The 20180-nt window shown below is 63.9% G+C and carries 27 protein-coding genes; 16 read left to right on the top strand and 11 right to left on the bottom strand.

Going from position 1 to position 20180, the window contains the following annotated elements; all coding sequences use genetic code 11:
* Positions 1–370 precede the first annotated feature (370 nt).
* The 3 genes from EB231_RS14635 (at position 371) to EB231_RS14625 (ending at position 3335) form a co-directional block, all read left to right on the top strand.
* Positions 371–586, top strand: coding sequence for a CsbD family protein (locus tag EB231_RS14635; RefSeq protein ID WP_019859538.1), 216 nt, complete (start codon positions 371–373; stop codon positions 584–586).
* Positions 587–737: 151 nt separating this feature from the next.
* Entirely contained in the window at positions 738–2846 is a 2109-nt protein-coding gene (gene katE, locus EB231_RS14630) for a catalase (RefSeq protein WP_172349421.1), read from the top strand.
* Positions 2847–2918: 72 nt separating this feature from the next.
* Positions 2919–3335 (top strand): low affinity iron permease family protein, encoded by a 417-nt coding sequence (locus tag EB231_RS14625; protein WP_246740954.1) that lies wholly within the window; start codon positions 2919–2921, stop codon positions 3333–3335.
* On the opposite strand, the gene EB231_RS14620 is transcribed toward EB231_RS14625, so the two are convergent.
* Positions 3332–3715 (bottom strand): low affinity iron permease family protein, encoded by a 384-nt coding sequence (locus EB231_RS14620; RefSeq protein ID WP_172349420.1) that lies wholly within the window; start codon positions 3713–3715, stop codon positions 3332–3334. The two genes, EB231_RS14625 and EB231_RS14620, sit on opposite strands and share 4 nt — an antisense overlap.
* A gap of 154 nt (positions 3716–3869) precedes the next feature.
* Here EB231_RS14620 and EB231_RS14615 point away from each other — a divergent pair, with 154 nt between their 5' ends.
* Complete coding sequence (locus EB231_RS14615; RefSeq protein ID WP_172347036.1) at positions 3870–4076, top strand: hypothetical protein; 207 nt, start codon at positions 3870–3872, stop codon at positions 4074–4076.
* A gap of 34 nt (positions 4077–4110) precedes the next feature.
* On the opposite strand, the gene EB231_RS14610 is transcribed toward EB231_RS14615, so the two are convergent.
* Positions 4111–4305: a hypothetical protein gene (locus EB231_RS14610; RefSeq protein WP_172349419.1), complete on the bottom strand. Its 195-nt coding sequence runs from the start codon at positions 4303–4305 to the stop codon at positions 4111–4113.
* Between the two features lie 169 nt (positions 4306–4474).
* Here EB231_RS14610 and EB231_RS14605 point away from each other — a divergent pair, with 169 nt between their 5' ends.
* From EB231_RS14605 to EB231_RS14595, 3 genes are all read left to right on the top strand, one after another.
* Entirely contained in the window at positions 4475–4663 is a 189-nt protein-coding gene (locus EB231_RS14605) for a hypothetical protein (RefSeq protein WP_172349418.1), read from the top strand.
* Positions 4664–4853: 190 nt separating this feature from the next.
* Positions 4854–5597 (top strand): helix-turn-helix domain-containing protein, encoded by a 744-nt coding sequence (locus EB231_RS14600; protein ID WP_172349417.1) that lies wholly within the window; start codon positions 4854–4856, stop codon positions 5595–5597.
* 151 nt (positions 5598–5748) lie between these two features.
* Complete coding sequence (locus tag EB231_RS14595) at positions 5749–6426, top strand: GntR family transcriptional regulator (RefSeq protein WP_172349416.1); 678 nt, start codon at positions 5749–5751, stop codon at positions 6424–6426.
* A 119-nt stretch (positions 6427–6545) separates the two neighbouring features.
* On the opposite strand, the gene EB231_RS14590 is transcribed toward EB231_RS14595, so the two are convergent.
* Positions 6546–7595, bottom strand: coding sequence for a class I SAM-dependent methyltransferase (locus tag EB231_RS14590; RefSeq protein ID WP_172349415.1), 1050 nt, complete (start codon positions 7593–7595; stop codon positions 6546–6548).
* 202 nt (positions 7596–7797) lie between these two features.
* Positions 7798–8874 (bottom strand): alpha/beta fold hydrolase, encoded by a 1077-nt coding sequence (locus EB231_RS14585; RefSeq protein ID WP_172349414.1) that lies wholly within the window; start codon positions 8872–8874, stop codon positions 7798–7800.
* Between the two features lie 503 nt (positions 8875–9377).
* Here EB231_RS14585 and EB231_RS14580 point away from each other — a divergent pair.
* On the top strand, positions 9378–9680 hold the full coding sequence (locus tag EB231_RS14580) for a hypothetical protein (RefSeq protein ID WP_172349413.1): 303 nt from the start codon (positions 9378–9380) through the stop codon (positions 9678–9680).
* Between the two features lie 131 nt (positions 9681–9811).
* Here the strand turns inward: EB231_RS14580 and EB231_RS34940 are convergent, their stop codons facing one another.
* The gene (locus tag EB231_RS34940) at positions 9812–9904 is read right to left on the bottom strand and encodes a putative RiPP precursor (RefSeq protein WP_206681920.1); all 93 of its coding nucleotides are present in this window, start codon (positions 9902–9904) and stop codon (positions 9812–9814) included.
* Between the two features lie 251 nt (positions 9905–10155).
* On the opposite strand from EB231_RS34940, the gene EB231_RS14575 reads away from it, so the two are divergent.
* The 4 genes from EB231_RS14575 to darG all read left to right on the top strand — a co-directional run bounded on the left by EB231_RS14575 (position 10156) and on the right by darG (position 14246).
* Positions 10156–12132 (top strand): acyltransferase family protein, encoded by a 1977-nt coding sequence (locus EB231_RS14575; protein ID WP_172349412.1) that lies wholly within the window; start codon positions 10156–10158, stop codon positions 12130–12132.
* A 169-nt stretch (positions 12133–12301) separates the two neighbouring features.
* Positions 12302–12463 carry a type II toxin-antitoxin system Phd/YefM family antitoxin gene (locus EB231_RS14570; RefSeq protein ID WP_246740953.1) on the top strand — a complete coding sequence of 54 codons (162 nt, stop codon included), beginning with the start codon at positions 12302–12304 and terminating at the stop codon, positions 12461–12463.
* Between the two features lie 99 nt (positions 12464–12562).
* A complete protein-coding gene (gene darT / locus EB231_RS14565; protein WP_172349410.1) occupies positions 12563–13198 on the top strand; it encodes a type II toxin-antitoxin system toxin DNA ADP-ribosyl transferase DarT in 636 nt (211 codons plus the stop codon).
* A gap of 7 nt (positions 13199–13205) precedes the next feature.
* Positions 13206–14246, top strand: coding sequence for a type II toxin-antitoxin system antitoxin DNA ADP-ribosyl glycohydrolase DarG (gene darG, locus EB231_RS14560; RefSeq protein ID WP_246740952.1), 1041 nt, complete (start codon positions 13206–13208; stop codon positions 14244–14246).
* Positions 14247–14437: 191 nt separating this feature from the next.
* Here darG and EB231_RS14555 read toward each other — a convergent pair whose 3' ends face one another.
* A complete protein-coding gene (locus tag EB231_RS14555; RefSeq protein WP_172349409.1) occupies positions 14438–15337 on the bottom strand; it encodes a LysR family transcriptional regulator in 900 nt (299 codons plus the stop codon).
* Between the two features lie 97 nt (positions 15338–15434).
* Here EB231_RS14555 and EB231_RS14550 point away from each other — a divergent pair, with 97 nt between their 5' ends.
* Positions 15435–16196, top strand: coding sequence for an alpha/beta fold hydrolase (locus tag EB231_RS14550; protein WP_172349408.1), 762 nt, complete (start codon positions 15435–15437; stop codon positions 16194–16196).
* A 47-nt stretch (positions 16197–16243) separates the two neighbouring features.
* The gene (locus tag EB231_RS14545) at positions 16244–16531 is read left to right on the top strand and encodes a hypothetical protein (RefSeq protein WP_172349407.1); all 288 of its coding nucleotides are present in this window, start codon (positions 16244–16246) and stop codon (positions 16529–16531) included.
* A gap of 63 nt (positions 16532–16594) precedes the next feature.
* Here the strand turns inward: EB231_RS14545 and EB231_RS14540 are convergent, their stop codons facing one another.
* The 3 genes from EB231_RS14540 to EB231_RS14530 all read right to left on the bottom strand — a co-directional run bounded on the left by EB231_RS14540 (position 16595) and on the right by EB231_RS14530 (position 18173).
* Positions 16595–17191, bottom strand: coding sequence for a DUF6456 domain-containing protein (locus EB231_RS14540; protein WP_172349406.1), 597 nt, complete (start codon positions 17189–17191; stop codon positions 16595–16597).
* 63 nt (positions 17192–17254) lie between these two features.
* Positions 17255–17560, bottom strand: coding sequence for a hypothetical protein (locus tag EB231_RS14535; protein ID WP_172349405.1), 306 nt, complete (start codon positions 17558–17560; stop codon positions 17255–17257).
* Positions 17481–18173 carry a YdaU family protein gene (locus EB231_RS14530; protein WP_172349404.1) on the bottom strand — a complete coding sequence of 231 codons (693 nt, stop codon included), beginning with the start codon at positions 18171–18173 and terminating at the stop codon, positions 17481–17483. The genes EB231_RS14535 and EB231_RS14530 overlap by 80 nt, the downstream gene beginning before the upstream one ends.
* 86 nt (positions 18174–18259) lie before the next feature.
* Here EB231_RS14530 and EB231_RS14525 point away from each other — a divergent pair, with 86 nt between their 5' ends.
* Together EB231_RS14525 and EB231_RS14520 are read left to right on the top strand one after the other, a co-directional pair.
* Entirely contained in the window at positions 18260–18541 is a 282-nt protein-coding gene (locus EB231_RS14525; protein WP_172349403.1) for a DUF982 domain-containing protein, read from the top strand.
* A 90-nt stretch (positions 18542–18631) separates the two neighbouring features.
* The gene (locus EB231_RS14520; RefSeq protein ID WP_172349402.1) at positions 18632–18949 is read left to right on the top strand and encodes a DUF982 domain-containing protein; all 318 of its coding nucleotides are present in this window, start codon (positions 18632–18634) and stop codon (positions 18947–18949) included.
* A gap of 2 nt (positions 18950–18951) precedes the next feature.
* Here the strand turns inward: EB231_RS14520 and EB231_RS14515 are convergent, their stop codons facing one another.
* Together EB231_RS14515 and EB231_RS14510 are read right to left on the bottom strand one after the other, a co-directional pair.
* Entirely contained in the window at positions 18952–19602 is a 651-nt protein-coding gene (locus EB231_RS14515; RefSeq protein WP_172349401.1) for a GcrA family cell cycle regulator, read from the bottom strand.
* Between the two features lie 146 nt (positions 19603–19748).
* Positions 19749–20180 carry a hypothetical protein gene (locus EB231_RS14510; RefSeq protein ID WP_172349400.1) on the bottom strand — a complete coding sequence of 144 codons (432 nt, stop codon included), beginning with the start codon at positions 20178–20180 and terminating at the stop codon, positions 19749–19751.

Genomic DNA, 20180 nt, shown 5'->3' with positions numbered 1-20180 from the left:
GAACCTTTGCGCGGCGTTTGCGTTTCAGGGGTGGATCGTCTCCCATTCGATCCGCTACTCCTCCAATCAGCCCCGCCAGGCCCCGGCCGGCGGGGTTTCTTTTATCTGGCGATCAAGGCCGCCCGCATGCGTCGCGGAAGACGGGCTTTTCGTCACGATGGAACGATCGTCCCGCTGACAGGTTTTGCAAACGGCCGGGCGGTGGGACGCCCGGTCTACTCCAGAAGGCCCGTCACCCCTCGCGTCGGTGGCGGGCCTTTTCGTTTGCCGCGCTCTCCATGGCATGTGGAGCACGGCATGCGGAACCTTCCCGACAAAGCGACGTTGGTCCTCGCCGGTCAGGCAGACAATTCGCAAAAAGGAACATTCCATGGGAAGCACCAGTGACAAGGCCTCGGGTCTCGCCAATCAGGCTGTAGGCAAGGCCAAGGAAGGTGTCGGCAAGGCCGTCGGCAATGATCGCCTGCGCGCCGAAGGCGCGGCACAGGAAGCCAAGGGCAAGGTCCAGAAGGCCGTCGGCGACGCCAAGTCCGCGGTCAAGGACGCGACCAACAAGACCGCCGCCGCGATCAACAAGAACCTCTGAGGGCTTCTTCGCTCTTGAAGCACCTGAAGGCCGCCGTACCAACCGGCGGCCTTCTTTACGTCCGGATTTGAAATCGGCAGGGAACACATTGCCCTGCCAGAGATTGAGGAACCAGCGCAGCCCGCGCATTGACCCCTCGAGGACTTCAGTCATGGCCAAGCAGACATCCAAGCCGGCCGGAACGGCCGCGACCATTCACGATCAGAAACTGCAGCGCGGCGAAGGCGGCGAACTGCACCAGACCGGATCCGGCTCGACGCCGGTGCTGACCACCGCGCAAGGCGGGCCGGTCTCGGACGACCAGAACTCGCTCAAGATCGGCGCCCGTGGCCCGACGGTGCTCGAGGACTTCCATTTCCGCGAAAAGATCTTCCACTTCGATCACGAGCGCATTCCCGAGCGCGTCGTCCATGCGCGCGGCTATGGCGCCCACGGCTATTTCGAAACCTATGAATCACTGGCCAGATACACCCGCGCCGACATCTTTCAGCGCGCCGGCGAGAAGACGCCGGCTTTCGTGCGCTTCTCCACGGTCGCCGGCAACAAGGGTTCGGCCGACCTTGCCCGCGACGTGCGCGGCTTCGCCGTCAAGCTCTACACGCAGGAAGGCAACTGGGACATTGTCGGCAACAACATACCGGTGTTCTTCATCCAGGACGCGATCAAGTTTCCCGACCTGATCCACGCCGCGAAGGCCGAGCCCGACAGCGATTTCCCGCAGGCGCAGACCGCGCACGACAATTTCTGGGACTTCATCTCGCTCACGCCTGAAAGCATGCACATGATCATGTGGGCGATGTCCGACCGCGCCATCCCGCGCTCGCTGCGCTTCATGGAAGGCTTCGGCGTCCATACCTTCCGGCTGCTCAACGCCAAGGATGAATCGACCTTTGTGAAATTCCTCTGGAAGCCGAAGCTCGGCCTCCAGTCTGTCGCCTGGAACGAGGCGGTCAAGATCAACGGCGCCGACCCCGACTTCCACCGCCGCGATCTCTGGGACGCGATCCATGCCGGCAATTTCCCGGAATGGGAGCTGCAGCTGCAGCTGTTCGACCAGGCCTTCGCCGACAGCTTCGATTTCGACATCCTCGATCCGACAAAACTCATTCCCGAGGAGGTGCTGCCGCCGATCGCGGTCGGCCGCCTGGTGCTCGATCGCATGCCCGACAATTTCTTCGCCGAGACCGAGCAGGTCGCGTTCATGACGCAGAACGTGCCGCCCGGCGTCGACTTCTCCAACGATCCCCTGTTGCAGGGCCGGAATTTCTCCTATCTCGACACGCAGATCAAACGGCTGGGCAGCACCAATTTCACCCACATCCCGATCAACGCGCCGAAATGCCCCTTCCACAATTTCCAGCAGGACGGCCACATGGCGATGCGCAACCCGGTCGGGCGCGCCAACTACCAGCCCAACTCATGGGATGAAGGTCCGCGCGAATCCCCGCAAAAGGGTTTCCGTTCCTTTGCCGAGGTCGAAGCCGGACCGAAGGCACGGCTGCGGTCGGAAACCTTCGCCGACCATTACAGCCAGGCGCGCCAGTTCTACATCAGCCAGGACCCCGTGGAGCAAGGCCATATCGCCGCCGCGCTGACCTTCGAACTGAGCAAGGTGCGGACGCCTGTCATTCGCGAGCGCATCGTTTCCCACCTTCTCAACATCGATGACGGCCTGGCCGGCAAGGTGGCGGATGCACTCGGCCTGAAAGCCATGCCGAAGCCCGCCGATGCGGCGGTGCCGACGCGCAGGGATCTTCCCGCCTCGGATGCGCTCAGCATCCTCAAGAACGGCCCCGGCCGTTTCGAAGGCCGCAAGCTCGGCATCCTGGTGACCGAGGGAACGGATGCCGGTTTGCTGAATGCCTTGAAGCAGGCGCTGACCAAGGCCGGAGCCAAGTTCGAGATCATCGCGCCTAAGGTCGGCGGCGCCAAGGCGAGCGACGGCGGCTGGATCGACGCGCAGCAGATGATCGCTGGCGCACCGTCGGTTCTTTACGACGCCATCGCACTCTTGCCGGCAAAACCCGCAATGGCCGACCTGCTGAAGGAATCGACCGCCCGCGACTTTGTCGCCGACGCCTTCGCGCACTGCAAGTTCATCGGTTTCGTCGAAGCGGCGGCGCCACTGTTGGACAAGGCCGGCATTGTCCGGGATGAAGCGGTGATCCCGCTTGCATCGGCCAAGGACGTGGCAGGCTTCGTCACCAGTCTCGGCGACCTGCGCTTGTGGGCACGCGAACCGAAGGTGAAGCTGGGCTGAAGCCGATCTTAGTGACATCAGCTGGAACCGGCTTCTTTCCCGGACATTACATCAGTCAGTCCGATCGGCCGCTTGCCGATCGGCAAGGAGCCCGCCGCCCTCATCGGCATGGCGGGCTCCTTGCATCCTCAATCGGAGATTTGGGTGGACAGACCTCTCTATGCCCTCGCCGAGTTCTTCTCCAAGCCGCCGGGCTTCTACGTGATGCTGGCCGCCGCGCTCGTCTGCGCACTGCTCACCAGCGCGACGCTCGGAACCTACATCATATCCATTTCAGCGATGTGCCTGACAGGCGTGGTCCTGATCCAGAACTACCGCGACACCTCGGCCATGCAGGCGAAGCTCAACGAGATAATCGTCGCCCTGGACGCCGCCCGCAACGAGGTGGTGGGGCTTGAACACGCTTCGCCCGCGGCCATCGATGCAGAGCTGAAGGAAATAGAGAGCCGGGCCACGGCCGCGCCCCCACGCGAGGCTCAAGGAGGCTAGGCCTTTTCCGCCTTTTCCGCCTTTTCCGCGTTCGCCGTCTTGGCCCGCTCGCAGGCGGAGCGAAATTCCTCCACCTCCCTCTCCGTGAGATGCTCGATCCCGATAAAGTCATTCTTGCCCAGACCGGACCGGATGAGTTCGTCCAGCTTGGCCTGGATGGCCGCACCATCCCGGTTCTGTGTGTTCTGGATGAGAAAGACCATCAGGAACGTGATGATCGTGGTTCCGGTGTTGATGATGAGCTGCCAGGTCTCGGAATAGTGAAAGACCGGACCGGTCGCCGCCCAGATCAACACCGATGTCAGGCACAGGGCGAAGGCCGAAGGTCTGCCGGTGGCGCGGGCGACCGCGCCGGCCATGCGGTTGAACGTTTTTTCCATGGAGCGGCTTTCGAAAGGGTTGAAGGAGCTTTGCCACAACTTCCCCGTCGACTCCCGGTTCCGGGCAATGAGTTCGTTTTCGTCCCATCCCCGTCGGAACATTTTCTCCTGGCGCGCATTCTGCTGCCAATCGAAGGAGAATTCCTTGGGCCGAATGCCGCAGGACAAGAACCGGATTGAACGCGCCACCCGCGAGTCTCGATCCATCATTGCCGGAGAACGTCAGGCGCGTGAGGCCAAGACCGCTCGGCTGCGGGCACAGCGGCTCTCTTCCGACGAACCAACTCCAGCAGAATCCGCCGGCTCCAAGCCCAGGACCGCCGCCCGCAAAGCCACACCGAAAGTCAGCGACGTCGACTGACGCCGTGCGGGTCCTCTTCGGCGGACGGCAAAGCCTACTTGGCCACAATCCAGTCCAGAACGTCCGGGTCGATCTCGTCAATGTCGGTCAATTCGCGCGCCAGCTCCTCGGCGTGCATTCGCCATTCCTGTTCGGCAATGCGATTTTCCACGACCGATTTCCTGAAGGCACCGCGAATAATCTCGCAGTCCTGGGCGGATATATTCTTGCTTGAATGGTAGTCAGCCATTTTAGCCTCCGCATTGGTGGCGGGAGCACCTGAGTTGGCTTCCAAGCGTCCGGATGCCGTGAAAGGCGGACGACCGGGGGACTGTACGCCTCCATGCAGCAATGGCGAGTCAATTCATCATGGGGAACGTTGCAACCACTTGGTGGTTGTAGCCTGAGGAGGGATGCCCGTGTCAAACCAACCCAGCGTTGTCGAGACCTTGCGGATCGTCAGGGGATTTTTGACCCTCGCGCGAAAGGCGGTCATCGATGCGCACCATGTCGAAGCCATGATCGAGATCGATACGCTGATGCAGGTCGCGCAGGTTGAGACCGACAGACGCATTGCCGTCCTCGAACGGGCAGCGTCAGAGAAATAGGTGCCGCGCGCGATCCCCGAGGGCACGGCGCGGGCCCCATTTGACAGTGCCGGGCCAGGGCAGCCGTCGAACAGTGCAAGGGCCTTATTGGCCAAAGGTCCCATTCGCGTCAGCGCGATGGTGTGAGAGATTGACGAAATATAAGCAATTTCTTGGATAGCGATCCGGACAGCTGTCGAGAGGCGGTGTCGTGCCAATCCGCGGGAATCTTGCCAGGAATCTCCGACGGCTGGTGAGCAGCCATGCGTCGGTGGCCGCCGTATGCCGCGGACTGAACATGAACCGCACGCAGTTCGAGCGCTATTTGCAAGGCAAGAGCATGCCCAACCGGGCGACGGCCAAGCTGATCTGCGACTATTTCCGGATCGACGAGGATGAATTGTACCGCGCGCCGGAAGCGCCCGCGGACGCGGGCCTGTCGCCCATCCACCAGATCCTTTACGAGAACATGGTGCGCGGCCCGTCCCCCGCCATCGCCAGCGGCACCTATTTCACCTACTTCGCGGTTCCGGACCGCCCCGACCTTGTCATGCGGTCGGTCACCTTCGTGCGGCGCGAGGCCGAGCGCGTGACTTTCAGGCGCGTGACCCGATGGGCCGAAGGCCACCGCCAGGGCGGAGCGCGCGTGCCCGGCTGGCACTATGGCGTGGCGATCTCGCGGCTGAACTGGATCTATTTCGCCGGCATCAACCGGCGCCAGACCAGGGAGCCGTCGGTGATGGCCGTGCAATGGGCGCCGTTCTCGGAACCGGTCCTGATCGGCAATGCCTTCGTTCTGACCGGATCCGGACCGGCCTGCGTCTCGGTCATAATGCGCCAGGCAGTCGGCGGGCTCAGCCTCAGGCAGACGCTGCGGATGTGCCAGCCTGTCAGCCTGGACGACCCGCTGCTTGACAGGCTCGTGGTCAGCCTTGTGCGCGAACGCAATTCCTGAAGAAGTGTGAAGCGGTTTCCCGGGAAAGCGTGCGCTTCCCCAGGGAAATCGCGTCAAGCAAGACAGATCGGTTCGGCGTTTCCGTAAAACGATGAACCGCCTAGAATGACATCCCCGCCAGACAAGGCGCCGGGAACGACAAGGATTCGCGATGCTCAACGGCTTCGACTATGGCGGCAAGGAAGCCGACACGGTGCACGCGCTGGAGGAGGACATCATCTTCGGCAGGCTGGCGCCCGGCACGCGCCTGGTCGAGGATGTGCTCCTCGCCCGCTTCCCGGTTTCACGCCACACCATCCGCCAGGCGCTCTACCAGCTGGAAAAACTCGGCATCGTCACGCGCGAGCGCAACAAGGGCGCCATGGTGCGCCGGCTCTCGCCCGAGGAGGTGCGGCAGATCTATGAAGTGCGCGAAATGCTGCAGCGCCAGGCGGCGCTGATGATCCCGCTGCCGGTCAGCGATGAACTGATCGCGCAATTGACCGACATCCACCGCACTTACAGCAGCCATGTCGACAACGGCTACCTCAGAGGTATCCACGAGGCCAATGACCGTTTCCATCTCACAATGTTCTCGGCCTGCGGCAACGCCTATCTCGTCTCCTCGATCGAGCATTACATGCGCCTCAGCCTGCCCGTGCGGGCCAATTCGCTGGCCGACCGGGAAAAGCTCGACGTCTCGCGCCAGCACCACACGATGATGATCGAGGCACTGAAACGCAGGGACAATTGGGTGCTGGCGCAGCTCTGCGTCGACCATTTGCAGCCGAGCAAGACGTTCTATCTCCAGGAGATCGAGGCGGCGCCGGCGGGCAACGACGCCGGCTAGGCCAATTCCAGGAAGAGTGTGAGACGGTTTTCCCGGGAAAAGCGCGGCCAGGCCGGCTCGAACAACAGCTCGAACCGGCCTTTACCCCTCGCCGCGAAAGCGGTGCGGATTTCGGTCTGTCAGGTCGCTTCGAGCACCATGTTGAGCGGCGTCTGGGCGGCGCGCCGGACACGCGAAAAGCCACCTGACCGGATGACCTCCGCAAGGCGGGTCTCTCCGGCCTGGGCGCCGAGCGCGAGCCCCGTCTCCTGCGCCAGCGAGGTCGGCACGCAGATCATCGTCGAGGCCGCGTAGTAGAGCCTTCCGACCGGATTGATGTTTTCCTCCAGCGTGTTGCCGGCCATCGGCTCGACCACCATCCAGGTGCCGCCTTGCTTCAGCGCCTGGCGGATATGCGCCGCCGCGGCCTTCGGATCGCCCATATCGTGCAGGCAGTCGAAGCAGGTGATGAGGTCGAAGCCGCTGCCGCCGAAATCCTGCGCCCGGCCGACCTCGAAAGTGAGGTTGGCCAGCCCGTGCGAGCGGGCATGCGCGGTCGCGGCGGCAATCGAGGCCGGATGGAAATCATAACCGGTGAACCGCGAGGCCGGGAACGCCTGCGCCATCAGGATCGTCGACAGCCCGTGCCCGCAGCCGACATCGGCCACGACAGCGCCCGCCTTAAGCCTGTCGACCACCCCGTCCAGCGCCGGCAGCCAATCCTGCACGAGGGCATTGACGTAACCCGGCCGGAACAGGCGTGCGACCGCGCAGAACAGGCAGCCTGCCTGATCGCCCCAGGCAACGCCGCGCCCGGTCTTGAAGGCCGCCTGCACCTTGGGCTGGTTCTCGACCATCGCGGCCGCGGTATCGAACCCGCCGATCAGATTGACCGGGCTGTCGGGCTCGGCAAAAACGAAGGACTGCTCCGGCGTCAGCGAGAACCGCCCCTGCTCATAATGCACGTAGCCGGAGGCCGCCTGCGCCGAGAGCCATTCCCTGACATAGCGGGGCGAGCAGCCCGCCGCGTCGGCGAGCTGGTCGGCACTTGCCGGGCCGATCTCCTTCAGCGTCTTGTACAGGCCGAGCGCGTCGCCGATGCGCACCAGCGGCACGCTGACCGCGCCGCCAAGGTCGCCAAGGATGCGGCCAACCAGTTCATTGAGCGTTGCTTCATTGAGTTGCGTCATGTCGGTTTCCCCTGTCGAACGGCGCCTTGTCGCGCCGCCGATCGAGGGGATAGACCCCGCAATGGCCCTTGGCATGATACGGCGGTCCCGCGCGGCCAGGAAAATCGCGGCCATCGAGGGACAGATGTCCCGCCTTCGCCCCCGCCTCGGCGACCGATGCGCTGTCGATCCGCCCCAAATGTCCGGCCCTTGCCGGACAATGTCACGATGGCGTCCGGCCCATGCCCGACAGGGCCATGACGATCGCCTGCGATCGGCTGTGCACGCCAAGCTTGCTGAAGATCGCCGACAGCTGGTTGCGCACGGTCTTGACGCTCTTGCCGAGGCGTTCGGCGATCGCTCGGTTGTCGAGCCCCTCCGCGACCAGTTCCAGCAGCGCCGTCTCGGCGGCTGTCAGGCCGGCCTCGCGGATGATTTGTGGCTGCTTGGGCCGCTCTCGCCCGAGGAAGGCGGCCAGTTCGTCCTGGAACACGGCCCAGGCCGGTTCGTCCGGCAACAGCACGTGATTCTTGCTTTCAAGCGGCACGAAGCGTGCGCCGGGGATCGCCGCGGCAAGCTTGCAGCCTTCGTCGAACGGCACCCGCATGTCGCCTCGGCTATGCGCGATCAGCGTCGGGACGCGCAGCCGGGCCGCAAGGTCCAGCACGTCGATCCCCTGCATGTGCGAGAGCAGCTGCGCGGCGACGTCGGCGGTTGCCGTCACGCGTTCGAGGTCACCCCACCAGCGATGCTGTTCGGGCGTCCCGTCGGGGATGAACAAATTGGTGAAGAACCGGCAGAACGCCGGGTTTTCGCGTCCCCAGCCGATACGGACAAAATTGACCAGCGTTTCCGCTTCCAACCGTTCGGCCTCGGTCTTGGCCCGCACCCGCCCGCCCTGGCCGTAAGCGTTCAAAAGCACAAGATGCGACACACGCTCGGGATGCCTCAGCGCGTACGCAATGCTGAGCGCGCCGCCCTGTGACAGGCCGAGCAGGACGAATCTTGGCTCCTCGATGGTTGCCGTCACCGCGTCGAGGTCGGCGTGCCACGCTTCGATCGAGAGATCGGCGACATGGCGGTCCGACAGGCCGCAGCCGCGCGGATCGTAGCGCACGAACCGGTTGCGGGCCGATAGCGCCTGCAGCCATGGCCGCCAGATGGGGCTTTCCAGATCATAGTCGACATGGCTCATCCAGTGCGCCGCCCGCACGATCACCTCGCCCTTCCCGCATGAGGCGACGGCGATGCGCGTGCCGTCGGCGGAGGTACAGAACCCTATGCTCTGGCCGAGTTTCATCGCCAGAGAATATCGCAGCGCGGCGCCGCGCGACAGGCCGGCCTCAGGGGCGGGTCGGGAGCCGGTCGATCCCGGCCACCCACGGCAACAGCCGCGCCCAGGGTCGTGAAACTTTTCGCAAGCCGTTCTCGTTGCTCCAGGGATCGCCCCCGGGCGGTAGCAGACCTCCGATCAATGCCCCGCTGGCCCTGCCGGTGGGGCCTTTTTCGGCGGCCGGCACGGAACAATCACGGGGCCGGGAAATTCTGAAATTGGCCGGATGCTGCCGCGTCCGGCCCGCCCATGCCGCCCGTGTTTCGCGTCGGCAGTGGGATTGCTGATGCAACAAAAGAGCTTTCATCCTGGATTACGACAAAATCCAGAAAAGTTTCAAGATTTTTCAGATATATTTTGGAAAATCGAGCGCCATTTCGCGCTGGAAACCGGAACTTTTATCCAAATCCTTCCGTTATGACCTTGATCGTTGCTTCGACGGTCACAAAGCAACAGGGAAGGATCCTATCATGAATATCAAGATGATCTGTCTTGGCGCCGTGGCGCTTTCAATGGCCGCCGGCTCTGCTCTCGCGGGCGGCAGCACCGGCACATCCGCTCTCGACGATCCGGCCAAGATGCAGCCCTTCTACACCGATTCCAGCATGAAGACGCTGCGCGGCAATGACGATTTCGTCAAAGCCTGGAAGGCGCTGACGCCGGACGACCAGGCTTCGATGAAGACGGCTTGTGCGGACGAGGCCAAGAACGCCACTCCCGCCAACTCCCATCCGGAATTCTGCAGCAGCGTGAAATTGAACGGCGGCAGCTGATAGCGTTTGCCCTCCGTTAAAAAAACAGCCCCGTTCGCGGGGCTGTTTTGTGATGGTGGGCTGTCGAACAGTCGAGGTGCCCGACAACGGTCCGCCTCGCCGCCCGCCTGCGAGCGGCGAAACCAGCCGGCTTAGACGGGCTTTCCCGATGCCACACTGGCCGCGGTGACGCGGGAAAGCTGCTCGCGCTTCACGAGCACCGGCTTTTCGTAGGTCTTCTTCATGATATCCCCTTGCCAAAATGACGAGCCGAGATCGCATCGCCGCCGCGTCGCGTCAAGCAAGGGCCAGACACGGTTCCGTGATCGCCGGCCGCGCGGCCGTGGCACGCCTTGAGTCTCTCCCTCGTCTCCTTGTTCTGGCCATGTTGCACTGCGAAAAACTTGCTGCATTGCGATAGCGACCTGCCCGGCCGAGATCGGCAAGCGCTGGGCTTGGGCAGGGTTGTTGGGCTTGGGCGCACGAAGGAGGCCTCGTGACGGCATCGTTCCGGCCAGACATACAGGGGTTGCGCGCGCTGGCGGTCGGCGGCGTCGTCGCCTATCATTTCGGCCTCACGGCCTTGCCCGGCGGCTTTGCCGGCGTCGACATCTTCTTCGTCATTTCCGGCTGGCTGATCACGACGCATCTGATGGGCGAGATCACCAGGACCGGCCGGCTCGACCTCTGGCGCTTTTATGCCCGGCGCGCCCGGCGGCTTCTGCCGGCGGCCCTGTTCGTCATCCTGGCGACGCTTGGCGCGGGCTATTTCATCCTCGCGCCGCAGGAGCAGGCGCTCTATTCGCGCGGCGCCATGTTCGCCTCGGCCTACGCCATCAATCTGTGGCTGCTGCGCTGGTCGTTCGACTATTTCGCCGCCGATGCCTTGAGCAATCCCTTCATCCATTTCTGGTCGCTGTCGGTGGAGGAGCAGTTCTATCTCGTCTGGCCGGCGCTGCTGCTCTTCGCCGCCTGGCTGCATCGGGGCAAGCGCATGGCGGTCGTGGTGATCGGCGTCGCCGGCCTCGCCTCCTTTGCCGCCTGCCTGTGGCTCACCAGCCTTTCGCCGGCCTGGGCCTTCTACTTCTCGCCATTGCGCGCCTGGGAGTTCGCCGCCGGCGGCCTGGCGACGCTGGCGCCGGCGGCCTTGTGGCAGCGCCGGCCAGGGCTGCGCGCGGCGCAGGGCTGGCTCGGCCTGGCGCTGATCGCGGCGGCCTATCTCACCTTGAGCGAAGACCTGCCCTTCCCCGGCTGGTACGCGGTTCTCCCGGTTGCCGGCACGGTGCTGGTGCTTTTGAGCGGCGCGGGCGAGGAACGCGACGGCCACAGAGCCAGCCCGACCGGTTGGCAGGCCCTGGCGCCGGCCACCATGCTTTCGCTGCCGCCCCTGCAATGGATCGGCACGCTCTCCTATTCGCTCTATCTCTGGCATTGGCCTGTCATCGTCTATGCCGGGATGCTGGCGCCGGACCTCACCACCCCGCAGCGCCTCGGCTGCGCCGCGCTGGCGCTGGCGTTGGCGTTCCTCACCTACCACCTGATCGAGAACCCGGCGCGCCTCGGTGGCGGGCTGATGGCCGGCGCGCGAGCGCTCGCCCCCGCCCTGGCGCTGACCGGGGTGGGCGTGGCCGTGGCCTATGCCAATGCGCATCTGGCCACGCGCAACATCGACCCGGCCCAGCGCGGCATCGAAGAGGCCGCCGAACAGCCCTCCATCGCGCGCGCCACCGACAAGAACTGCCTGCTCGACTTCCACACGGTGAAGCCCAAACCCTGCACGTTCGGCCCGGCCGACGCCGCCCACACCATCGTGCTGTTCGGCGACTCGCATGCCGACCACTGGTCGACACCGCTGGTCGAGGCGGCGAGCCGCAACGACACAAAAGTGGTCACCTATCTCAAATCCTCGTGCCGCGCCTCGCGCCTCTCGACCTTCAACACCGTGCTGAAGCGCGACTACACCGAATGCGACGCCTGGCGCGAACAGGCGATAGCGGAAATCATCCGCCGCAAGCCGCGCCTGGTGGTGATTTCGGAATTCTCGATCGGCAATCTGACGCGCGACATGAGCGCCGCCGGCCGCAAACAAGAAACCGCGCGCTGGCAGGCCGGCCTGCGCTCCACCTTGCAGGCCTTCAGCCAGGCCGGCGTCGAGACGGCGGTCATCCGCGACACGCCGATCGGCGACAGCTTCGCCGATTCCTGCGTGGCCCGCGCGCTGTGGTGGCGCGAAGCCCCCTCGCGCTGCGACACGCCGAGGGCGCAGGCCGCCAATGACGGCACCGCGGCGCAAGAGCGCGCCGTGGTGAAAAGCGTGCCCGACACGCTCTATGTCGACCTCACCGACCGCTTCTGCGGCCCGACCGAGTGCCACGTCTACATCGGTGGCAAACTGGCGTTTCGCGACCGGCACCACCTGGCGACGGCGTTCGCCGAGACGCTGGAGGGGCCGCTGGAGAAGGCGCTGTTTTGAGAAGAATTCCTGATGGGTGACTAATTGGGGACCGCAAGCTGGCTCCCATTCCATGTCGACAGACTGTCTTTACGACATCTGTGCGAACCTCATGCAGGTTCAATTGATAAATAGGCCAAAATGGCCAAAAGTGCACTATGATTCGGATAGAGAGCTAGCAGTGCAGAGCATGTCCGCCAAGGAAGCCAAGTATGGTTTCGGGCGATTGATCGATCTCGCGCGGGCGGAACCAGTCGTGGTTGAAAAGCATGGTCGCCCGGTCGTGGTCGTGCTGGCCATCGAAGAATACAAACGGCTTCACGAAGCCGGTAATTTGACCTCTGCATCTTAGGATGCTGAGCGTTAGGCTTGTCGCGAAGCGATAAAGAACGGTTGGTATGAGTCGCGACGACATCAATTGGATTCCGAATGAGGGGGGCGGCACCTGACGATGCCCATTCCCGCGCAGCCCAAGATCTATCACATCGTTCATGTCGATAATCTTGCGTCGATCGTGAAGGACGGGTTTCTCTGGCCAGACGCGGTGATGGTGAAACGGCAAGGCGCGGCTGTCATCGGTAACAATGAAATCAAGATGGACCGGCTTCACCTTCCGGTGGACTGCCATCCGGGAACATGCGTTGGCGATTACGTCCCCTTCTACCTCTGCCCGCGTTCGGTGATGCTCTATGTGATTTCCAAGCGTAATAATCCCAATGTTCCTTACCGCGATGGGCAAGGGCCGGTCGTGCACCTGATGGCGGACATGCGCGAAGTGGTGGAATGGGCGTCGAGGATCGAGAGGAAATGGGCCTTTACAGATATCAATGCCGCCAATCGAGCTGCTGACTTCTATGACGATTTGGCGCGGCTCGATCAATTGAATTGGGATGCGATTACCACGAGGCAATGGATGTCTTGCCGCGACCACAAGATGGCGGAATTTCTCATGCATGAAGGCTTTCCGTGGAAACTGATCCGTGGGATCGGTGTACAATCGGAAAAGATCGGTGCCCGAGCCATGGCCGCATTCGGTGCGAACACACATCGTCCGCCGGTCAGGGTAAAACGAGAATGGTACTATTGAGAACGAGATGGCGATGATCGAATTCAGGACTGGCGACATCTTGAGGGCGGACGTGGAAGCGCTCGTCAATACGGTCAACTGCGTCGGTATCATGGGCCGCGGTATTGCCCTTCAGTTCAAGAATGATTTTCCGGAGAACTTCAGGGCCTACGAGGCCGCCTGCGTGCGCGAAGAAGTGCAGCCAGGCAAGATGTTCGTCTTCGAAACCCGAACCCTGACCAATCCGAAGTTCATCATCAATTTCCCGACGAAGCGCCACTGGCGCGGCAAGAGCCGGATGGAGGATATCGAGTCCGGCCTCAAGGCGCTTGTCGAAGAGATTCGCGAGCGCGGCATCCGTTCTATCGCCATCCCACCACTCGGCAGCGGCCTCGGCGGGTTGAAATGGGGCGACGTGCGGCCGCGCATCGAAGATGCGCTACGCGGCATCACCAATCTGAATGTAATCGTCTATGAGCCAACCAGCGCGCCCGTAACTACAAAGTCGCGTGAGGTGCCAAACATGACGGCAGGTCGCGCTGCGCTCGTCGTGCTGATGCATAGGTATCTGAGCGGGCTGATGGACCCATTCGTGACGTTGCTCGAAGTCCACAAACTCATGTATTTCATGCAGGAAGCAGGCGAACCCCTGCGCCTGCAGTACACCAAGGCTCCTTACGGTCCATACGCCGAGAATCTGCGGCACGTCTTGCGTTCGGTCGAGGGCCACCTCGTTTCCGGCTACGCCGATGGCGGCGATGCGCCCGACAAGCAGATTGAGTTGGTTCCGGGTGCTGTGAAGGACGCCGAGTTATTTCTTGCTAAACAACGCGAAACGGTCGCCCGCTTCGATCGTGTCGGAGACCTTGTAGAAGGTTTCGAGACGCCTTTCGGCCTTGAACTGCTTGCGACCGTTCATTGGGTCGTGAGGAACGAAAAAGCAGCAAGCGCCGAGGATGCTGCTGATAAGGTCCATGCTTGGAGCGAACGCAAGAAACACTTCTCGCGGCGGCAGGTTAGGATTGCCTTCGAGACGCTTTACGCGAAGGGGTGGTTAGCGGCTGCATGAGACGGTGCACATCGTACATGCCTTCGGACGGCAGCTGCCGGTTGGGGCAAGGCTGTTCGTGGAGTTTCTGGCGCTGCGGATGGGGAGGCTGGGGCGCTAGGGCATTTCACCGTTTCACGGAAACGGCGAAACGCTCCAGCTCTTTGTTTTGACGCCGGACAAAGCGCACCGCGCTTTCCCGAGAAAACCGTTCACGCATGCCGCCTGTAGCGCAAATGCTCGACGAGGGCCGTAAGCGCGGCCGATTTCTGGTGCCTGCTCGGATAGTAGAGATGATAGCCCGACCAGACGGGGCAGAACGTTTCCAGACACGTTTCCAAACGCCCCGAGGCGAGATGCCCGGCAACGTGCGTTTCGAAGATGTAGGCCAGCCCCAGGCCAGCCAATGCGGCTTCGATCATCACGGGCGCATCATTGACGATGACGGCGCCCTCGACCGGCACGTCGACCGTGCGCGCGCCGTCCCTGAACATCCAGCGGTAAACGTCGCCATGGCTTGCCGTGCGAAAGTTGATGCAGTCATGCGCCGCAAGATCCTCGAGCCGGACGGGCCGGCCTCTCCTGAGGTAGTAAGCCGGCGCGGCGACAATGGCCGCGCTGACATCCGGGCCCACCGGAACAGCCACCATGTCCTTCTCCAGATGCGCTCCGAAGCGAATGCCGGCATCGAACCCTCCCTGGACGATGTCGACGAACCGATCGCTGACATGGATGTCGACCCGAACACCGGGATAGCTGGCCAGGAATTCGCTCAGCGCCGGCACCAGGATGGCACGCGCCGGATATTCCATCACGGTCAGCCGCAACGTGCCGGACGGCTGGTCGCGGCTGTCCTGCAACTCCAGCAGCCCGCTTTCGATCTGGCGCAGCGAAGGCGTGATCCGATCGAGCAGGCGGCGGCCCGCCTCGGTTGGCCGCACGCTGCGGGTGGAGCGCGCAAGCAGGGGCACGCCCAGCCGCGCCTCCAATGCACTGATTGTCTGGCTCAGCCCGGACTGCGCACGCCCCATGACGGAAGCGGCCCGCGTGAAGCTGCCCGCCTCCACAATGGCTTGGAACACGAGCAGGTCGGCGATATCGCGACGATCCATTTATCAGCCAGCGTGATAGACCCATTCATATAAATCACTCTACTGGCGAAATGCAATTCGCCTTAGGTCTCTGGCTCCAACCAACCGGAGCTCCAAAATGGACAGGATCGGCACCCTTCTCGCCTCGCTCATGATTGTTGCCGCCGCCGCGGCACTGCCCGCGCCCGCAGCGGCGAAAGCCGGCAATATCGTGCTCGTGCACGGAATGAACATGGATGGCGGCGCCTGGCGCGGCGTCTACGACCGCCTGACAGCCGACAAGTATCATGTCACCGTGGTGCAGCTGCCGATGACCTCCATTCAGGACGATATCGCCGCCACCCGCCGCGCGATCGACGCGCAGGATGGTCCCGTCGTGCTGGTCGGTCACTCCTATGGCGGCATGGTGATCAGCCAGGCCGGCACCGAGCCGCAGGTCCGTGCCCTCGTCTACGTGGCGGCGTTCCAGCCCGAGATCGGCGAAAGCCTGGGCTTCCTCAATGCCTCCATCCCCGGCAAGCTGCCGGCGGACGCGCTTACCGTGTTCAAGGACGGCTTCTACCTTGTAAAGCCCGACGCCTGGATCGCCGATGTGGCGAACGGCCTGCCCGAGGCCGAGGCACGCTATACCGCCATGTTCCAGACGCCTGCGAACACGGCGATTTTCGGCTACAAGGCCGAAGCCGCGGCATGGCACAATACGCCAAGCTGGGCAGCCATTGCCACGGAGGACCGCACCATTGCGCCGGATCTGCAGCGGCGGATGTCCAAACGTTCGGGCGCCAAGGTCGTTGAGATCCACGGCGGCCATTTGCTCCCGATGTCGCATCCGTCGGAAGTCACCGCGGTCATCGAGGATGCCGCCGCTTCGGTAAAGTGAAGCTGGGCATCCGCGCCCGGCGCCCACATGGATTGCCCTGCGAATCCATGGAACGAGGTCGCGCCGTTGCGTCGGCCGCGGCGATGATCGCCCCCGCCGAGGCCCGCAGCCACGTGTTTATCGACATCGGCGGCTACGGCAACGATTACGGCAATGACTATTACGATGGGAACTATGGCGGCCGCTATGTCCATGGCCCCTATGACCCTTATAATGACGGCTACAGGTACAGGCCGCGTTATTTCCACCGGCACCACCGCTGCCACCTCGAACTGGTCAGTCATTGGCGCCACCACCACCACCGGATAGTCGAGGAAATCCGCGTCTGCCGATGACCTGATCCTGTAAAGCGGATCCGGCCGGCATTGCCGGCCGGATTGTTACGGCTCTGTCACCCCTCACCGCCGCCCCATCATCATCCCATAGTGCACCGCCAGGAGGTCCAGCCCGACCTTCAGCAGCTTCGTCACCACGTCGCGGCCCTCGCCGGTCTGTTCCGCCACACCTTTCACCGACTCCCCCGCGCAGCAGACTTTTTGCACCACGACGGCAACCTCCCAATGACCCAGCGCCCGTGTGGCGGCGGCGTGGGCGCGGCCGGCGTCGAGCACGCTGTCGGCGATGCCGCCGCCCTTGCGGCCGCCGTCGACGCGTTCGCTCCAGCGCATCGGTTTGACGCTCGCCTGCTGGCAGCACTGGAAATCCTCGCGGTAGCGCTGGCCGGCCTCGCGCTGCTGGCGCGACAGCGAGGTGATGCCGATGAGCGGATCGACAGTGCGGACCCGCACGATGCCTCCGGTCGAGGTGTGACCGTCATTCGACACCTCGTAGACGCGCCGTGCTTCAGCCGTGCCGGCGGCCAGCCGCTTGCGGCCGAAGGCGTCGTCGCTCAGCGCGAAATCATGGCCGATCTCGCGGCGGATGCGCACCTGCTCGGCCTCGCCCTTCGGCAGTTTCGGCGCCTGCGGTTTGGCGGCTTTGGTTTTCCTGGGCATGGGGAGGCTCCTTGGGTTTGAGGTATGGTGTTTTTGGTGGAGAGGTCGCTTGTCCCGCCGACCTCATCCCGTCACCTGCTTCACGGGCGCCTGCGCCGCCCTTCTTGCCATCAGCTCGCGCATCGTTTTCCTCTCCCGCACTTCGATGCAGAGTTGGGCGCTCGACGGGCAGAACTGGGCGTTGCCGCTCCTCACCTCGCCGCGCACGAAGCGCTGGATGGCGGCCTGCAGATCGGCAAGCTCGGCGTCGCGCACCGCGCCGAGATAGCCGCGCATCTGCATCTCGACATCAGTCAGGGCGGATTGCGGGAAGCAGGAGAACATCGCGGCCAGCGCCTTCGTCGCCTGCTGCAGTTCGGCTGCGGTCATGGCTGCGGATCTCCTCGATGATGGCGTTGGCGGCGTCGGTGTGGGTTTTCGGCCTGACCCAGCCGGGTTTCTTCCCCGGGAAAGCGGGAGCTGTCTTGCCCGCGCGGGACAAAGGCTCCGCCTTCTCCCGGGAGAACACCGCCTCCGCTTGTGCTCCTTGAGCCGAAAGAGCTTCCGCATTTTCAGGGGAAAAAGCGGAAGCTTTTTCATTCTGGTTTCTGGAGTCTGGAGAATGCCGCGGCAACGCGCCGGCATTTGGTCCCGCATGCGCCTTTGTTTTCAAGGCGGTGGCGGCCCCGCCGCGTGCGCCGGCGGCGGCCCTCGCCTCGCTTTTGACCAGCGCCTTGTGCAGCTCCTTCGTCAGCCTTTTGTGGCCGATCTCGCCCGCCTCGCGCTCGAAGAAGGTCAACAGATCGGCGCTGATGGCACGCCATCTCTTGAGCGACAGGCGCGCCACGCGCGCCAGTTTGGCGTCATCATCGGGCAGCCGGCCGCCAGCATTCCACATCGCCATCAGAATGAGCATGTAGGCGCCGATCTGCTCGGTGGAGAGTTGAAGCGTGTCGCCGACGAAATCGGAGACATAGAGCTGCATGAAGGGCCGCTCGCTCATGCCGGCCCCATATCTGCACGCATACTGATGGAACCAGCCGCCGGCCCGCACGTTATGACGCGTCCACGCCAAGGGGAGGTTTGCCGATGACAGCTTTCATACCGGTTACGCTGCGCTTTTGCGACAACAAGACCATGCTGGTTGGGTCGGTGGCCGAAGCCGAGACGGCGTTGCAGCACCAGTGGCCCGACAAGACAGCCCCCGCCTTTCTCGACGCCGCGCGGCTGGTCAGGCAGGCGGTCGAGGGCAATTGCTGCCCGCGCACCGCCTTCGAAGCCTTCACTGGCGCCGCCGGGCAACAAGGCATACTGGTGGTCAAGCCGCGAAGTCGCGCGCATGACTGGCTCGACGCCGCAGCCAACCCCTGAAGCAGGCACGAAGGTAATGCAACCGCCTGACGGCCTCGCGCGTTTATAAGCGCTGGCTTGAAAGCCGCGCCCAGAACGAAGGTGAATGCCATGGGTACGATGAAAACCGGAGTGCCGCTTAAAGTGTCGCTGGACGGGCATGTCGAAGAGATCGACAGCGTCAGCGACGCCGCTGATTTCCTGCAGCGCTGGCCGATCGAGCGGCGTGGCCATGTCTACCGCAGCGCGCTCAACGCCTGCAGCGCCGCGATCGCGGCGCAGATCTCCGAATCCGACGCCATAAAAGTGTTCACCGGCTTCGCCCGCGTCACCGGCATTCTGCTTGCCGACAGCGGCCCGGCCATGAGGCTGGAGGCACGCACGGTGCAGAGCCGCATGCCCAAACAGGGCCGCCAGATGCCGAAATAGGCTCACGCGCAGACCCGGCGCTGAAATCGGGCCTGGTGGTAGCCGCAATAGCTCTTCAATGCCTTCGTGCGCATGCCGCAGCACAGCATCTCGGCGCCCGGCCGTCCGCCCGGCGCATCGTTTTGCGGATCCTCCTCCAATGTCAGGTCGAGCGGCGCCCGGCAGCGGGAAAACAGGCAGTCGATGAAGCGCATCGCCACGCCATGCGGCTGGCGGCCGATGGGTCCGCGCTGCGGCGCCGGCACCTTGAAGCGGTAAGCTTCGCCATCGGCGATCAGCACGCCCACCTCGCGCACGAACAGGCGTGTCGGCAACCATGCGGGCGACGCATCGTGCCTGGCCCGGACCTTGTTCTTGCGCGCGACGGCGGCCTTGTCGGCGTCCGCCCCGGCGGCCGTCTTGCCATTGGTTTTGCCCTTCGCCGGCCTTGCGGGCGCCGGCTTTCGCATTGCCCGTTCGGCACCTTGCGGCCGGCCATTGGCAAAGCCGATCGCGCCCAGCATGGCGTTGCGGTGCACGATGCCGATGATGGCGTTGCGCGAGACCGGACTGCCGCGCAGCGCGCTGAACGCCGCCGCGATCCGCGAGGCCGAAAGCCCATCCTTCAGCCAGCGGGCGATCTCTTGCAATTCGGCGTCGCTGTAGCTTGCCATGTCCAGGCTCCATCCAAGGGTCTGCCTTCGGCAGCACTCGGGAGCGCGAGCCGTCGGCCAGGCATCAGGGTGCGGGCCCGGTCAGGGCCACGGTCAGGGTGTTCGGTGCGAAAGCCGGCTCGCCGCCGGTATCAGTCGGAGGCGGATCAGCCCGAGCGGATCGAGTGCCCGGCGGTGAGGCGCGCCAGCCGCGCCTCCGCTGTCTTTCTGTCGGGAGCGGAAACCGCCCTGCCCGTCATCGGCTCGAACAGGATGACGGTGCCGTCCTGCGTGCGGATGCAGGAGCGGGCATAGGGACCGGCAGCGTGCCGGTCGAATGGGGGGCCGGAGCCGAGGGGAGCGGCGGCTCCGGCCGTTCCGGCCGCCGGTGACGGGCGGGCCGGACCCGAGGCATCAGAGCGCTCGGGCTTCGCCCCGGCCGGGGAGGAGGACGGCCGGGACGGAAGGGAATGGCTGGCGACTTCGGTCGCCGGATGCGCCTCACGGGAGGCCGGCGCTACCGCGCCATCAAAGCTGGACAGGTTCTGCATGGCCAGATATAAGCATAACTCAAAAATAGATGCAAGCCATTCTTTCAT

This window comes from Mesorhizobium sp. NZP2298, assembly GCF_013170825.1.
Lineage (GTDB): Bacteria > Pseudomonadota > Alphaproteobacteria > Rhizobiales > Rhizobiaceae > Mesorhizobium.
Note: the sequence above shows the minus strand (reverse complement) of the source record. Positions and strands in the feature narration are given on the sequence as shown.